Consider the following 14,076-nt stretch of genomic DNA (forward strand, 5'->3'; position numbering starts at 1 on the left):
GCGACGTACGCCGCGGCCGGGAGCGTGCGGCAGCCGCCGTCACCGGATTCCGGGCGGTCGGCGCCCATCGGGTCGTCTCGCCGGCGAGGCGCCACCACTGACGGGGAGCGGCCCGGCCGGGTGTTCCGGCGCCACCGGACCGCTGTGCCGTTCCCGCGATGATCCGCCGGGTATACGCTCCGGCACATGCCGAGTCCCGCCGTATCCTTCTTCTCCGGCCGTGACGGCGTGCGCCTCGCCTACCGGGAGGTGGGTGAGGGAAGACCGCTGATCCTGCTGCACGGCATCAGCGGAGACGCGACGATGTGGCTGCGCGACGGGCAGGCCGAGACGATCGCGGCACACGGCCATCGCGTGATCATGCCGGATTTCCGCGGGCACGGCAGGAGCGAGAAGCCCCGGGACCGTTCCGCCTACCCCTCCGACGTCCTGACCGACGACGGCTTGGCCCTCGTTGAGCACCTGGGACTGGACGACTACGACCTCGGGGGATACTCGCTCGGGGCGCGCATCGTGGTGGGGATGCTGGCGCGCGGCGCGACACCGGGCCGGGCGGTGGTCGCGGGTCAGGGTCTGCGTCAGGTGCTCGGCTTCGGAGGCGGGGCCGGAGCATTCCTGCGGCGGATCTTCGCCGGAACGGAGACGTTCGAGCCGGGCTCGCCGGAGGAGCGGGCCGTGCAGTGGTTCCGGTCGAGCGGCGATGACCCGGTCGCGCTGCTCCACGTGCTGGACTCGATGGTCGCCACACCCGAGGAGGCGCTCGGCCGCATCCAGGTGCCGACGCTCGTCGCGATGGGCGGCGATGACACGCGCGCCGATTCGGTCGACCAGCTGGTCGCGGCGTTGCCGCACGGCACTCGCGCCGTGGTGCCCGGAGATCACCGGACGGCGCCCGCCACACCGGAATTCGTCGCGGCGATCGTGGATTTCCTCGCCGATGGCCGGTGACCGCCGGCGTCTCTATATGCCTTGAAGCGTATATAGCTGTACGGGTATGCTCCCTGCATGACCGCACCATTCGATGTGCTCGCCGAGCCGACACGGCGGCGGATCCTCGATCTGCTGCTGGAGCGTCCCCGGCCCGTCGCGGAGCTGACCGAGGCGCTCGGCCTCACCCAGCCCGGCACCTCCAAGCACCTGCGGGTGCTGCGCGAGGCCGGTCTGGTGCGCGTCCGCGCCGAGGCGCAGCGCCGCTGGTACGAACTGCGGCCCGAGCCGCTCGCCGAGATCGACGCGTGGCTGCGGCCGTACCGGCGGCTGTGGGAACGCTCGCTGGACGCCCTCGAACGACACCTGGACTCGATGCCGGACGACGGGCCGGGCGACGCGCCGGCGGGCCCGTCCCGGCGGACGGGAGACGACTCATGAACGCGACCCTGCACACCATCGACGGGCGCAGCGTCCTACGGTTCGAACGCCGCCTCGCGCACCCGGTGGAGAAGGTCTGGCGGGCGGTCACCGACCCGGAACAGATGGCGCACTGGTTCCCCGCCATCGTCGAGATGGACCTGCGCCCCGGCGGCCGGATCCGCTACACCTACCCCGCCGGGGATGCGGCGCCGGACGAAGGGGAGGTCATCGAGCTGGACCCACCCCGGGTTTTCGCCCTCACCTGGAACGGCGCCGCCCTGCGCATGGAGCTGACACCGGACGGCTCGGGCACCCGGCTGGTCTTCACCCACACCTTCGCCGACCGCCCCATGGCCGGCAGCTTCGCCACCGGCTGGGACACCTGCCTCGGCGCGCTGGAGAAGACCCTCGCCGGGCCGGTCGAGGGGTCGCTCATCCGGCCGGAGCGCTACGCCGAACGCCACGACGCCTACGTGGCGGCGTTCGGCCTGGGTGAGGGCACCTTCCACGCCGGCAGCGGCACGATCCGGTTCGAGCGGATGCTGCCCCATCCGGCCGGGCAGGTCTGGCCGGCGCTGACGCGGACCGGGGAGGCGGCGGCTCCGGCCATCGGCGACCCGCCGCCGCTGCCCGCCACCAACGCCTACGTCCCGGCGGGCGCCCTCACCGCCATCCGCGCGGAAGAGCTGCTGGAATACACCTGGCTCCGCGACGGCGCACCGGCCGGGCGGGTGCGCTGGGAGCTGACCGGCGGTCACCCGGCCGGCACCCGGGTCGTGCTCACCCAGACCGGCCTGGCCGGTGAGCCCGCCACCGCGCTGGCCGCCTGGCACACCCAGCTGGAGGTGTTCGCCGACCACCTGCGCGGCGTCACCCACCGCCCCTGGCCGAAGGACCGTACCGAGGAACTGGCCGCGCACTACGCCGAGCGCGCCGAGGCCAGGTAGACCACGTCGGGTTCGCCGCGCGGCACCGGCACCGGGCGGGCGGTGACGGCGGTGAACCGCTCCCGCAGCAGCGCCTCGAACGCCGGCGCGGCACCGGCGCTCCAGACCGCCAGCACGCCGCCGGGCCGCAGGCGCCCGGCCAGCAGCGCCAGGCCCTCCGGCCCGTACAGGGCGGCGTTGCCGTCGGTGACGGTCCAGTCGGGGCCGTTGTCGATGTCCAGGCACACCACGTCGAACGCGGCCGTGCCCGCGCGCAGCCACGCCGCCAGGTCGGCGTGTTCGACGCGCACGCGCGGATCGGACAGGGCGCCGCCGGAGAAGGGCCGCAGATGACTCTCGTGCCAGCCGATGACCGCCGGCTCGCGTTCGATCACGGTCACCGAGCGCGCGTACGGGCAGCGCAGCGCCTCGGCGAGGGTGAAACCGACGCCCAGCCCGCCGATGAGGACGTCCGCGGGCCGCGCGAGACGCTCCAGCGGGGCGCGGACCAGCAGGCGCTCGGACTCACCGGCGCGGGTGTCCATGAGGAACACGCCGTTGCTGATGATCTCGAAGTGCCGGCCGTCGCCGCGCAGCACCAGCTCGCCGTTCTCCCCGGCGCGGCGCTCATAGACCTCCACGCCGCCTCACCCTACCGACTCACAGCAGCGGCAGCTGCTCGGCGACCGGCCGGGGTGCGGCCGGCGGGGCCGGCAGGCGGCGGGGGTTGCGGCGGCCGGTGATGCCGTGCTTTTCGGCCAGTTCGGCGACCGGCCGGGGTGCGGCCGGCGGGGCCGGCAGGCGGCGGGGGTTGCGGCGGCCGGTGATGCCGTGCTTTTCGGCCAGTTCGGCGACCTTGGCGGAGATGCGCCGCTGGTAGTCCTTGGGCGCGTACGCGCCGCGCCCGTACAGCCGCTCGTAGGGGGCGACCAGCTCGGGACGGCACTCGCGCAGCCAGCGCATGAACCACTCGCGGGCGCCCGGCCGCAGGTGCAGCACGATCGCCGACACCGACGACGCGCCGGCCTCGGCGATGCGCCGGACCGCCGCCTCCAGCTGCCGGGGCGTGTCGGTCAGGTACGGCACGATCGGGCCCATCAGCACGCTACAGCCGATGCCGTGCTCCACCAGCGTGGCGCACACCTCCAGCCGCTTGAGCGGGCTCGGCGTACCCGGCTCGATCAGCCGCCACAGCTCCTTGTCGACGAAGCCGACCGACACGGCCGCGCCCACCTCGGTGCGCTCGGCGGCCTCCTCCAGCAGCGGCAGGTCGCGCAGGATCAGCGAACCCTTGGTGAGGATGGAGAAGGGGTTGGCGTGATCGCGCAGCGCCTCGATGATGCCGGGCATCAGCCGGTAGCGGCCCTCGGCCCGCTGGTAGCAGTCGACGTTGGTGCCCATCGCGATGTGCTCGCCGGCCCACCGGGGCGCGGCCAGCTCCCGGCGCACGAGCTCGGGCGCGTTGACCTTCACCACGATCTGGGAGTCGAAGTCGTGACCGGTGTCGAAGTCCAGGTACTTGTGGGTGCCGCGGGCGAAGCAGTTGTGGGAGACGACGCCGTTCGCGATGAAGTCGCCCGTCCCCGTCGTGATGTCGTACATCGGCACGTCCACGCCGATCGCCTCGACCGACGCGACGCCCAGCTCGGCGCTGCTCTTAAGTGCGACGCCTGCGATGTCGCGCTTACGGGTGATCGCGGGATCGGTCAGGTGGAAGAACCTCAGTCGTTCGGCGAGCCCGCCCCGCAGCCGGACGACGCGCAGCGGCCGCAGGTTCGGCCTCTCGACGGCCTCGATGACATGGTCGAATTCGAAGTGTTCGAGGCTGCTGATGATCGCTTGGATGTGTTCGGCGTCGCCGTTCGTGATACGCGCGATCCCGTCTGAGCAGTCACCCGGGGCGTCGAAGATGCCGGCGAGGAAACCCTTGCGCCATTCGTCCGTCATGATGCGGGGCCAGGCGGTAAGGCGCCTGACGGCGGCATCTTGGAAGAGGAACTCATCGGTGGGAACACCGAAGTCCTCCAGGAAGCACCGCGTGCGGTGCAGGGCCTCCTGATCGGTCGGGGCCGAACCGAGACTCGCGTCTCCGCGGATCATTCCGCACAGATAGCCGAACCGGTAGTCCGCCTCTTTCTTCGGGGGAGCGGCGAACCCGCCCGTCCCCATCAGCCTGTCGTGGACTGTCAGGTGCGGGCGTCGGTCGGCGTCCTGCTCGGTGCCGGTGACATACTTCCATCCGCCGTCGCTCAGGAATCGATGATCGCCGCTGGCGATCAGCTCGGTGCCGTCCTTCAGGCGGATACGATAAGCCGGCTTGACCGTCTTCCAGTGCGCCAGCACCTCCGTCACGACGTAGCGACGCTGAGAACCCTTCACTTCCGTGCCGTAAATGGCATCACCGACGCGTATGCCCCGAATCGGCTTGGTGCGCCCGTCTGCCAGGAGAATCGGTGTTTCGCCGTATAGGCAGTATCTGCATGCATGACTGCATCCGCGGTAAGGATTGATCGTCCAGGTGAACGGCACCCGTGAGGCGCCGGGCACCTTGTTGATGATCGACTTGGCGCGGATCTCGTGGAAGGTGATCCCGCGGAACTCGGGCGTGTCGACCGTGACCGGCGGCCCGAACAGGCCCGGCTCCTGGCCGTCGAGTGACAGAGCGTCCCAGCGCATCCCCACATGCTAGAACACCAGTTCGAAGATCGTGTCCGGGGTCAGGAGGGAAGACGCTCCAGGGCGCGGGTCAGGTCGCGCGGGGTGACGATGCCGACGAGCCGGTCGCCGTCGAAGACCAGCAGGCGCTCGCGGGCCAGGCGGGGCAGCAGCTCGGCCAGCGAGGTGTGCGCGCCCGCGCGCCCGGCCTCCTCCACGACCGCGCCGACCGGCGCGCCCGGGTCCTGCTCCCCGATCCGCTCGGCGGTCACGATGCCGCGGACGACGCCCTCGTCCACCAGCGGGTAGGCGGTGTGGCGGTGGCGGGGCAGCATCTCCCGCAAGAACTCCGCCGCCGTCATCGAGCCGGGCACCGTGAAGGGGTCCGGCGTCATGATCCGGCCGATCGTGATGCCCTCCAGGCGGGCGATCACGCGGGCCTGGCCCGCCTCCATCCCGGCCGCGGCGATCAGGAACCAGCCGATCACGATGAGCCACAGCCCGCTGAGGGTCCACAGCGACACGTAGAACCCGGCGATCATCGCGGCCCAGCCGAACCCGCGGCCGGTCTGGGCGGCGCGCAGCGTCGCCTTCGTCCGGTCGCCGGACAGCCGCCACAACAAGGCGTGCACGAGCCGTCCGCCGTCCAGCGGCGCCGCCGGGAGGACGTTGAACAGGGCCAGCACGACGTTGATCGCCGCCAGCCAGGCCAGGCACCCGGTGACCATGCCGTTCGCGCCCGCCAGCAGCAGGACCGCGGACGCGCCGGCCAGCACCACGCCCAGCAGTAGACTCACCAGCGGCCCGGCCCCCGCGATCCGCAGCTCCGCCCCCGGGCTGTCCGGTTCGCCCTCGAACCGGGCCACCCCGCCCAGCAGCCACAGGGTGATGCCGTCGACGGTCAGCCCGTTGCGGCGCGCCACGACGGCGTGCGCCAGTTCGTGGGCCAGCAGTGAGGCCATGAATGCGGCGGCGGTGAACAGGCCGCCGAGGACGTACACGACCGGGTGCAGGCCCTTGTAGGACTGGGGCAGGCGGTCGGCGGCCAATCCGTACGCCAGGACAGCGAAGACGACGAGGACGGTCCAGTTGACGCCGACGCGCACGCCGACGATCCGGCCCAGCCGGAAGGTGTCGTTCATCCGCCGCCGCCTCATGAGAGTGCCCTTGGTGAACCGATACCCGGATGCGGGCCCGTACTCTCCGGCAGAATGCCATCCCATGGGCGGGTCACGGGGGCGGCACGGCAGGCGGAGATTCCGGCGCTTGAGCGCGGCGGCGGGCGCCGCGCTGCTCATCACGGCGGGCGGTGCGGGATGCGGCGGCGGCGACGACGAGCCGCACGCCTCGGCGGCGGGCGCGCCGGCGGCCGAATGCGGCCAGACCACCGCCCAGCGCGCCGGCGCGCGCCAGACCCGCGCGATGTGGATCGCGACCGTCAACAACGGCGACTGGCCCAGCCGGCCGGGGCTGCCGGTCGCCAAACAGCAGGCCGAATACCGCCACCTGCTGGACGTGGCCAAGAAACTCCACTTCAACACCGTCTACGTCCAGGTGCGCCCGGCCGCCGACGCGTTCTACGCCTCCCACTACGAGCCGTGGTCGCGGTTCCTCACCGGCCGCCCGGGCGCGAACCCCGGCTATGACCCGCTGCGGTTCCTCATCACCGAGGCGCACGAACGCGGCCTGCAACTGCACGCCTGGTTCAACCCCTACCGCGCCGCCACGCAGGCCGACCCCAAGAAACTCGCGGCCAACAGCCAGGCGCGGCTGCACCCGGACTGGGTGCACCGCTACGGCGGCGCGCTGTGGTTCGACCCGGGGCTGCCGCAGGTCCGCGACCTGGCCGTCCGGGTCGTCCTCGACGTGGTCCAGCACTACGACGTCGACGGAGTGCACCTGGACGACTACTTCTACCCCTACCCGATCGCGGGCAAGGCCTTCCCCGACGCCGCGACGTTCAAGAAGTACGGCGCCGGCTACAAGAACCTCGGCGACTGGCGGCGGCACAACGTCGACACCCTCGTCCAGGAGCTGCACACGCGCATCCACCAGGCGAAAGGGTGGGTGCAGTTCGGCATCAGCCCGTTCGGGGTGTGGCGCAACAAGTCCCGTGACAAGGCCGGGTCGGCCACCGCGGCGCTGCAGAGCTACGACGACATCTACGCCGACAGCCGCACGTGGGTGCGCAAGGGCTGGGTCGACTACATCGCCCCGCAGCTGTACTGGCCGGTCGGGTTCAAGGCCGCCGACTACCGCACACTCGTCGCATGGTGGGCCAAACAGGTCGCCGGCACCCACGTTCAGCTCATCATCGGCCAGGCCGCCTACCAGGTCGGCCAGCCCGGCGCGTGGAAGGACCCCGGCGAGCTGTCCCGCCACGTCGCGATCGACGCCGGCTACCCGCAGGTCGGCGGCGAGGCGTTCTTCAGCGCGCACGACCTGGCCCAGGACCGCCGCGGCTTCGCCACCCGGCTGCTGCGCGACCACTACTCCCACCCGGCGCTGGCCCCGGTCGCCGGCCCCGGCAGGCCCCCCGCGGCCCCGGCCGGCCTGACGGCCAAGAACGGCCGGCTGACCTGGAAGGGCGCCGGCGCCGCCGCGTACGCGGTCTACCGCGTCCCGGCCAAGAGCCCGGCGTGCATCGCACCGGACCGGAAGTTCCTGCTGAAGGTCGTCGACGGCGACGTGCACGCGACGTCCGACAAGACCGCCGAACCGGGCCGCACCTACACCTACTACGTCACCGCCCTGGACGGCCGCCGCCACGAGTCGGCGACGACGCGCGGCGTCCAGGCGACCGCGGCACGCGACTGAACCCCGGCGATCCGCGCCCCCGCCCGGCGGGGGCGCTCGGCCCGCAGTGAGGGCGGCGCGCCGTAACACTGTGGATCTCGGCGGCTGATTTGCTGCACACTGATGGCAAAACCGCCACCCGCGCCGATGAAGGACAGCCATGGAGTTCGCGTCACCCCTTCCGGCGTACTACCGGCTCAAGCGTCGGCTGCTCGCCGACATCGAGGCCGGTCACTACGGCACGGACGGGCGGCTGCCCACCGAACACGAGCTGTGCGCCGCCTACGGCCTGTCCCGCACACCCGTGGCGCGGGCGCTGTCGGAGCTGGCCGCCGAGGGCGTCGTGGTCCGGCACCGCCGCCGCGGCACCTTCGTCCACCCCGGCTGGATGGCCCGCCTGCACGCCGCGCCGAAGATCTCGGTGATGGCCTCCCACGGCGGCTGGGAGGGGCAGTTAAGAGAGGCGGCAGGCAACGACCTGCGGCTGGAGTTCACCACGGCGCCGCTGTGGGAGACACGGGCGATGTTCCGCCGCGCGATCGCCGAGGGCCGCGGCCCCGACTTCGCCATCGTCGACTCGGTCTGGGTCGCCGAGTTCGCCGAGTCGCACATGCTCACCCCCATCGCCGAACTGGACCCGGACTGGGCGGCCGACCACGACGCCGACTTCCTGCCGCCCTTCGTCGACGCCTACCGGTTCGAAGGGCAGGGCCTGGTCGCGGTGCACGCACCGGCCGACGTGGCCGGCCTGTGGTACGACCGCGCGGCCCTCGGCGACGCGGCGCCGCCGCAGACCTGGCGTGACCTGCGCGCCCTGGCCCGCGCCCTGGCCGCCGACGCGCCCCGCGGCGAGCACGCCCTGGTCATGCCGGGCGGTGCCGCGGCGGGGGAGACCACCACGTACGCGCTGGTGGCGCTGCTGGTGGCCAACGGCGCGACCGTGTTCACGCCCGAGGCGGTGACGCTGGACGGCCCCGCGACGGTCGCGACGCTGCGGTTCCTGCGCCGGCTCGCCGACGACGGCGCGCTGCCCACCGAGGTCGTCACCTACGGCATGGACCGGGCCGTGCAACTGCTCGCCGCCGGCCGCGCCCGCATGATCATCGGGGCGAGCTACCAGGCCGAGATGCTGGCCGCCGAGACCGGGACGCCGCTGGCCGAGGTCGCCGGGCGGTTCGGGTTCGCGCCCCTGCCGGCCGGGCCGCACGGCCCGCCGGGGATCCTGTGCGGCGGCATGGTCTACTGCATCCCCCGCCAGGCCCGCCACCCGGAACTGGCGATGCGGCTGCTGCGCGCCGCGACCGCGCCCAAGTGGCTGGCGCAGGTGTGCGCCGAGACCGGGCAGCTCCCGCCCCGCCGCAGCGTCCTGGACGCCCTGGCCCCGGTCTCACCGTTCCACGCCGAGACCGCGGCGCTGCTCGAGCACGCCGTCGTACGGCCCTCCGCGCCGACCTACGCCCTGGTGTCGGCGCAGCTGCAGACGATGCTCGAAGGCGTCCTCACCCGCCGCTGGAGCCCGGCCGCCGCGGTCACGCTCACCGCCGACCGGATCAGCGCCATCACCGGCCGCCCGATCGTCCACGCCTGACCCGCCCCGGCGGCCCGGCCCGGGCGTCACCGATCCTCGGCCGGGCCCGCCGCGCGCAGCTCGGCGAGGCGCGACCGGGCCCGCTCGAGCGGACCGCGCAGGCTGCGGGTCCGGCGGGTGCCGGCCAGGCGGGCGAAGCGTTCGTAACAGTCCGCCGCCCGCTCGGGGCGGCCGGCGGCGTCGTGGCAGACCGCCTCCCAAAAGTGCGCGGTGACCGCGCCCGGGTCGAGCCGTGCGGCCTTGCGCGCCGCGGCGATTCCCCGGGCCAGGTCACCCGAGCCCGCCTTCTCTCGGTGCTCGGCCGTCGCGGCGGCGAGTTCCAGCAGCGCGCCGACGTCGTCGGGGTTGTCGCGGACGTCGTCCGCCGCACGGGCGAGCCGCTGCCCGAGCTCCCGGGCGGCCCGGCGTTCTCGCCGGCATCGGGGGCACAGCGCGGGCGGCCTGCCCGCCACGGACAGGCGCAGCACCTCGTACCAGTGCCGCTGCTGCTCTGCGGGCCAGGCGAACGCCGTGCCGCATCGGCGGCAGCGCAGTTCCTGACTCGCGTAGAAGTACCGGGGCGGCCGGCAGTGCGGGCAGAATCCCCGCTGCCGTGCGGGGTCGCCGCGCACCGCCCCGGGAGGCAGGACCGGCCGGAACGTCAGGTCGTAGCCGGCCTGCGGGTGGTAGGGGATCGGCCCGTAGAGCGGATGGTCCTCCCACCGCACGCCGCCGTCGCGTCCACCGGCCGCCTCGCCCGGCCGGCCGGTGCCGGGCTTCCTCGGTTTCGGCGTCACGTCGCGGCCTTTCCAGCGATCGGCACCGGCCGGGGGAACCGGCCGGGATTCTTCCGGGTCCGAGCGTGGCCGCCGGGCCTGGAGCGGGCGTCGCCCGCGGACGCGGTCGTCGTCGGTGGCGTCGCCGGGCTGCTCGCCCGTACGGCACAGCGTCCCGCCGACGGCGGCGGGACGCAATCCGTGACCAACCGCGACGCCGATGTACCGGCGGAGTAAGGTATCTGTCACCTCTTCCGTCAGCTCTTGACGCCGTTCGCCTCGTCCTTCCACATTTGCCACAACACAATGGCAATTCGCGGAGGTGCTGCGCATGCGGCGGCGATGGGCTCTCGTGATGACGGTGGTGACGGTCGCGGCGGGATTGAGCGCCTGCGGCGACAGCGGATCCTCCGACGGCAAGACGATCAAGGTCGCGTACCAGAAGTTCGGCAACTTCATCGGCGCCGACGAACTCTTCAAGAAGATCAAGCCGGTCTTCGAGCAGCAGAACCCCGGCGTCAAGCTCAAGCTCATCCCGATCGAGGCCGACGAGAACTCCTACTACACCAAGCTCGGCCTCATGCGGCGCTCCAAGGCCACCGCGCCCGACGTCGCCTACGAGGACACCTTCTTCGTCAACTCCGACGCCCAGGCCCGGTTCCTCATGCCGCTCGACGACAAGCTCGCCTCCTGGCCGGACTGGAACCAGTTCGTCAGCGCGGCCAAGGCCGCGGGCAAGGCCGGCGACGGTCACACCTACGGCGTCCCGATGGGCACCGACACCCGCGGCCTCTGGTACAACAAGAAGATCTTCGCCAAGGCCGGCCTGCCCGCCGACTGGCAGCCCAAGTCCTGGAACGATCTCCTCACCGCCGCACGCCAGATCAAGGCGAAGGTCCCCGGCGTCATCCCGCTCAACGTCTACGCCGGCAAGGGCGTCGGCGAGGCCGCCTCCATGCAGGGCTTCGAGATGCTGCTGTACGGCACCGGCGACAAGCTGTACGACGACCAGACCAAGAAGTGGGTCGCCCCCAGCCGCGGCATGAACGACGCGATGAACTTCCTCAAGACGGTCTACTCCGAAAAGCTCGGCCCGACCCCGCAACAGGCACTGGACCCGCACTGGAGCGACAACGTCAGCGGCCAGGAGCTGTCCCAGGGCAAGCTGGCCATCGACCTGGACGGCTCCTGGCTGCCCCAGGCCTGGATCCCCGGCGGCGCGTCCGCCTGGCCCGACTGGTCCAAGACGCTCGGCACCGCCCCCATGCCCACCCAGAACGGCCAGGCACCCGGCAAGGTCAGCCTCTCCGGCGGCTGGCTGCTGTCGGTCGGCGCCAACACCAAGAACCCCGACGCGGCGTGGAAGCTGGTCCAGCTCGCCATGAACAAGGAGAACTCCCTGTTCTTCTACATCAAGGGGACGCAGGTCTCGGTCCGTAACGACGTGACCGCCGACCCGGAGTACCTCAAGGGCAACCCGACCCAGAAGTTCTGGACCAGCCTGGTGCAGTACACCCAGTACCGCCCCGCGTACAGCGTCTACCCCCAGATCTCCAACCAGCTCCAGGCCGCCACCGAGGCCGTCGTCACCGGTCAGGCCGCACCCGAAAAGGCCGTGGCCGACCTGGCCGGACAGATCAAACAGCTCGCCGGGCCGGACAAGGTCGAAGGGACCTCCTGATGGTCGCGGTGGACCTGCCCGAGTCCACCCGGCCCGCCGCCCGCCGCTCGCCCGCGCGCGGGCGGCGGGCCGCCGGCCGGGTCCTGCCGTTGGTTCCCGCGTTCGCGCTCATCGCGCTGTTCTTCCTCGGCCCGATCCTGTGGTGCGTCTACGCCTCCTTCACCGACGTCGCCCTCACCGGCGCCACCGCCAGCACCCCGCATCTGGTCGGCCTGCGCAACTACCGGCGGATGTTCTCCGACCCGGCGTTCGGCCAGTCGCTGTGGCTGACCGTGGTGTTCGTGCTCGGCTCGGCCGTCATCGGGCAGAACGTCGGCGGCATGGCGCTGGCGCTGCTGATGAAGTCGCGGCACCGGATCGCCCGCGCCGTCGTCGGCGCGATCGTGGTCGGCGCGTGGGTGATGCCCGAGCTGGTCGCCGGGTTCGTCTGGTACGCGTTCCTGGCCGACGACGGCACCTTCAACGCCATCCTGCACGCCGTGGGCCTGCACGGAAAGAGCTGGCTGTACGCCATGCCGCTGGTGTCGGTGATCATCGCCAACGTCTGGCGCGGCACCGCCTTCTCCATGCTCGTCTACTCCGCCGCCCTGTCGAACGTGCCCGAGGACCTGCTGGAGGCCGCCGCGGTGGACGGCGCCTCGTCCTACCGGCGGCTGCGGCACATCACCCTGCCGCTGATGCGCCGCGCGGTCATGACCAACCTGATGACGATCACGCTGCAGACGCTGGCGGTGTTCACCCTGATCTTCGTGATGACCGGCGGCGGGCCCGGCACCAAGACCCAGACCCTGCCGATCTACATGTACCAGAGCGCGTTCAAGTTCTACCAGCTCGGCTACGGCGCCGCGCTGGCGATCGTGCTGCTCGCCGTCGGCGGCGTGTTCTCGGTCGTCTACCTGCGGATGATGCGGGAGGAAGTATGACAACGGCCGTGAGCGCGACCCCGCGCACCTCCCGGTCCCCGCGCCTGTCGACGACCGGGCCGCGCCGCGGCGCGGCCGCCGCGGTGGCGTACCTGGTGCTCGCGGTGGTGGCGATCGCGTTCCTGCTGCCGTTCGGGTGGCTGTTGCTGGCCTCGGTCTCGGACCAGGCGTCGCTGAAGGCCGACGTGCCGCACCAGCTGACGCTGCGGAACTTCGCCGACGTCCTGACCGGCGACAACCTGCACGCGCTCGCCAACAGCCTGGTGCTCTCGCTCGGCGCGGCCGTGCTGACCCTCGTGCTCGCCGCACCGGCCGCCTACCCGCTCTCGCGCTACAGCCGGCGGTTCGGCCGGCCGATCCTGCTCGGCCTGCTGTTCGCCACCGGCCTGCCCATCACCGCGATCCTCGTGCCGGTGTACGGGCTGTTCGTCCAGCTCGAACTGCTCGACTCCATCCCGGCCACCACCTTGTTCCTCACCGCGACCGGGCTGCCGATGGCGATCTGGATGATGAAGAACTTCATGGACGAGGTGCCGATCGCGCTGGAGGAGGCGGCCTGGGTCGACGGAGCGTCGGGGTTCCGCGCCCTGCTGCGGATCGTGCTGCCGCTCATGCTGCCGGGCACGACCGTGGTGTTCACCTTCACGTTCGCGCTGACGTGGGGGAACTTCTTCGTGCCGTTCATCCTGCTCGTCGACCCGGCCAAACAGCCCGCCTCGGTGGCCATCTACCAGTACTTCGGCCTGCACGGCACGGCCTCCTACGGGCTGCTCGCCGCGTTCTCGATCCTGTACTCCCTGCCCGTCGTCGTGCTCTACACGCTGGTCCAGCGGGTGCTGGGGAACGCCTTCGCCCTGTCCGGCGGTGTCAAGGGATGAAGCCGTTCATGCGAAAGGAGAACGACGGGTAATCGGACTCCTTCCTCAAGGTTTCCCCCCGGAGGTAAAGGGGGGATGATTCGAGGAAATGTAAGACCCCCTGGAGGTGCGGCATGGCGCTCTCGATGGAGGAGGAGCGGATCCTCACAGAGATCGCATCTCAACTCGGCCAGGAAGACCCCGCGCTGGCGAATCGCCTGGCGAACTTCGGGCGCCTGCGCAGGCGCCGGCGCATCCGCGCCATCGCGGCGGTCGTGATCGCGGTGCTCGTGGTCGCCTCGCTGGTCGGAGCGGCGTTCGTGACGCTGCCCACCTGACAGACGCGAACCGCCCCCGCCGGACCCCAGGCCCGGCGGGGGCGATCTCATAGGCCGGCGTCGCCCCCTGCCGACGAGACCGCCGAAGGCGGTGAGCATGCGGACCCGCCACCTCGGGGGTCCGGGGGTCGTCCCCCGGAAAGACACCGCGGGCCCCGGCGAAGCCGCCGAAGGCGGTGAGCATGCGGACCCGCCACCCCGGGGGTC

At 72.0% G+C, this 14,076-nt stretch carries 13 protein-coding genes; 9 read left to right on the plus strand and 4 right to left on the minus strand.

The window, feature by feature from the left end:
• Window positions 1-186: 186 nt before the first annotated feature.
• Genes ABEA10_RS26550 through ABEA10_RS26560 form a run of 3 tightly spaced genes read left to right on the plus strand, consistent with a single transcriptional unit; the run spans window position 187 to window position 2,297 of the window.
• Window positions 187-948, plus strand: a complete 762-nt coding sequence (locus ABEA10_RS26550) for an alpha/beta fold hydrolase (RefSeq protein WP_345468622.1) — start codon at window positions 187-189, stop codon at window positions 946-948.
• A 57-nt stretch (window positions 949-1,005) separates the two neighbouring features.
• Window positions 1,006-1,368 (plus strand): ArsR/SmtB family transcription factor, encoded by a 363-nt coding sequence (locus ABEA10_RS26555; RefSeq protein ID WP_345468623.1) that lies wholly within the window; start codon window positions 1,006-1,008, stop codon window positions 1,366-1,368.
• Window positions 1,365-2,297 carry an SRPBCC family protein gene (locus tag ABEA10_RS26560; RefSeq protein WP_345468624.1) on the plus strand — a complete coding sequence of 311 codons (933 nt, stop codon included), beginning with the start codon at window positions 1,365-1,367 and terminating at the stop codon, window positions 2,295-2,297. The genes ABEA10_RS26555 and ABEA10_RS26560 overlap by 4 nt, the downstream gene beginning before the upstream one ends.
• On the opposite strand, the gene ABEA10_RS26565 is transcribed toward ABEA10_RS26560, so the two are convergent.
• The 3 genes from ABEA10_RS26565 to ABEA10_RS26575 are packed head-to-tail and all read right to left on the minus strand — an operon-like array spanning window position 2,270 to window position 6,073.
• On the minus strand, window positions 2,270-2,917 hold the full coding sequence (locus ABEA10_RS26565; protein WP_345468625.1) for a spermine/spermidine synthase domain-containing protein: 648 nt from the start codon (window positions 2,915-2,917) through the stop codon (window positions 2,270-2,272). The two genes, ABEA10_RS26560 and ABEA10_RS26565, sit on opposite strands and share 28 nt — an antisense overlap.
• 19 nt (window positions 2,918-2,936) lie before the next feature.
• On the minus strand, window positions 2,937-4,952 hold the full coding sequence (locus ABEA10_RS26570) for an intein-containing Rv2578c family radical SAM protein (RefSeq protein WP_345468627.1): 2,016 nt from the start codon (window positions 4,950-4,952) through the stop codon (window positions 2,937-2,939).
• A 41-nt stretch (window positions 4,953-4,993) separates the two neighbouring features.
• Window positions 4,994-6,073 (minus strand): site-2 protease family protein, encoded by a 1,080-nt coding sequence (locus tag ABEA10_RS26575; RefSeq protein ID WP_345468628.1) that lies wholly within the window; start codon window positions 6,071-6,073, stop codon window positions 4,994-4,996.
• Window positions 6,074-6,197: 124 nt separating this feature from the next.
• Between ABEA10_RS26575 and ABEA10_RS26580 the strand changes: the two genes are divergently transcribed.
• Both ABEA10_RS26580 and ABEA10_RS26585 read left to right on the plus strand, forming a co-directional pair.
• Window positions 6,198-7,748, plus strand: a complete 1,551-nt coding sequence (locus tag ABEA10_RS26580) for a glycoside hydrolase family 10-like protein (protein WP_345468629.1) — start codon at window positions 6,198-6,200, stop codon at window positions 7,746-7,748.
• A 139-nt stretch (window positions 7,749-7,887) separates the two neighbouring features.
• Complete coding sequence (locus ABEA10_RS26585) at window positions 7,888-9,315, plus strand: extracellular solute-binding protein (protein WP_345468630.1); 1,428 nt, start codon at window positions 7,888-7,890, stop codon at window positions 9,313-9,315.
• Window positions 9,316-9,341: 26 nt separating this feature from the next.
• Here ABEA10_RS26585 and ABEA10_RS26590 read toward each other — a convergent pair whose 3' ends face one another.
• On the minus strand, window positions 9,342-10,268 hold the full coding sequence (locus ABEA10_RS26590) for a zinc-ribbon domain containing protein (RefSeq protein WP_345468631.1): 927 nt from the start codon (window positions 10,266-10,268) through the stop codon (window positions 9,342-9,344).
• Window positions 10,269-10,401: 133 nt separating this feature from the next.
• Here ABEA10_RS26590 and ABEA10_RS26595 point away from each other — a divergent pair, with 133 nt between their 5' ends.
• The 4 genes from ABEA10_RS26595 to ABEA10_RS26610 all read left to right on the plus strand — a co-directional run bounded on the left by ABEA10_RS26595 (window position 10,402) and on the right by ABEA10_RS26610 (window position 13,869).
• The gene (locus ABEA10_RS26595; RefSeq protein WP_345468632.1) at window positions 10,402-11,751 is read left to right on the plus strand and encodes an extracellular solute-binding protein; all 1,350 of its coding nucleotides are present in this window, start codon (window positions 10,402-10,404) and stop codon (window positions 11,749-11,751) included.
• Complete coding sequence (locus ABEA10_RS26600) at window positions 11,751-12,674, plus strand: carbohydrate ABC transporter permease (protein WP_345468634.1); 924 nt, start codon at window positions 11,751-11,753, stop codon at window positions 12,672-12,674. The genes ABEA10_RS26595 and ABEA10_RS26600 overlap by 1 nt, the downstream gene beginning before the upstream one ends.
• Before the next feature lie 8 nt (window positions 12,675-12,682).
• Window positions 12,683-13,552, plus strand: coding sequence for a carbohydrate ABC transporter permease (locus tag ABEA10_RS26605; protein WP_345468635.1), 870 nt, complete (start codon window positions 12,683-12,685; stop codon window positions 13,550-13,552).
• A 113-nt stretch (window positions 13,553-13,665) separates the two neighbouring features.
• Entirely contained in the window at window positions 13,666-13,869 is a 204-nt protein-coding gene (locus ABEA10_RS26610; RefSeq protein ID WP_345468637.1) for a DUF3040 domain-containing protein, read from the plus strand.
• Window positions 13,870-14,076: the final 207 nt, after the last annotated feature.

It is taken from the genome of Actinoallomurus oryzae, from assembly GCF_039541955.1.
Classification (GTDB): domain Bacteria; phylum Actinomycetota; class Actinomycetes; order Streptosporangiales; family Streptosporangiaceae; genus Actinoallomurus; species Actinoallomurus oryzae.

Excerpts from the sequence above, each read along its gene's own strand:
- ABEA10_RS26575 (WP_345468628.1), bottom strand. The coding sequence starts at position 6,073 with ATGAACGACACCTTCCGGCTGGGCCGGATCGTCGGCGTGCGCGTCGGC.
- ABEA10_RS26595 (WP_345468632.1), top strand. The coding sequence starts at position 10,402 with ATGCGGCGGCGATGGGCTCTCGTGATGACGGTGGTGACGGTCGCGGCG.
- ABEA10_RS26600 (WP_345468634.1), top strand. The coding sequence starts at position 11,751 with ATGGTCGCGGTGGACCTGCCCGAGTCCACCCGGCCCGCCGCCCGCCGC.
- ABEA10_RS26570 (WP_345468627.1), bottom strand. The coding sequence starts at position 4,952 with ATGCGCTGGGACGCTCTGTCACTCGACGGCCAGGAGCCGGGCCTGTTC.
- ABEA10_RS26555 (WP_345468623.1), top strand. The coding sequence starts at position 1,006 with ATGACCGCACCATTCGATGTGCTCGCCGAGCCGACACGGCGGCGGATC.
- ABEA10_RS26550 (WP_345468622.1), top strand. The coding sequence starts at position 187 with ATGCCGAGTCCCGCCGTATCCTTCTTCTCCGGCCGTGACGGCGTGCGC.
- ABEA10_RS26610 (WP_345468637.1), top strand. The coding sequence starts at position 13,666 with ATGGCGCTCTCGATGGAGGAGGAGCGGATCCTCACAGAGATCGCATCT.
- ABEA10_RS26585 (WP_345468630.1), top strand. The coding sequence starts at position 7,888 with ATGGAGTTCGCGTCACCCCTTCCGGCGTACTACCGGCTCAAGCGTCGG.
- ABEA10_RS26560 (WP_345468624.1), top strand. The coding sequence starts at position 1,365 with ATGAACGCGACCCTGCACACCATCGACGGGCGCAGCGTCCTACGGTTC.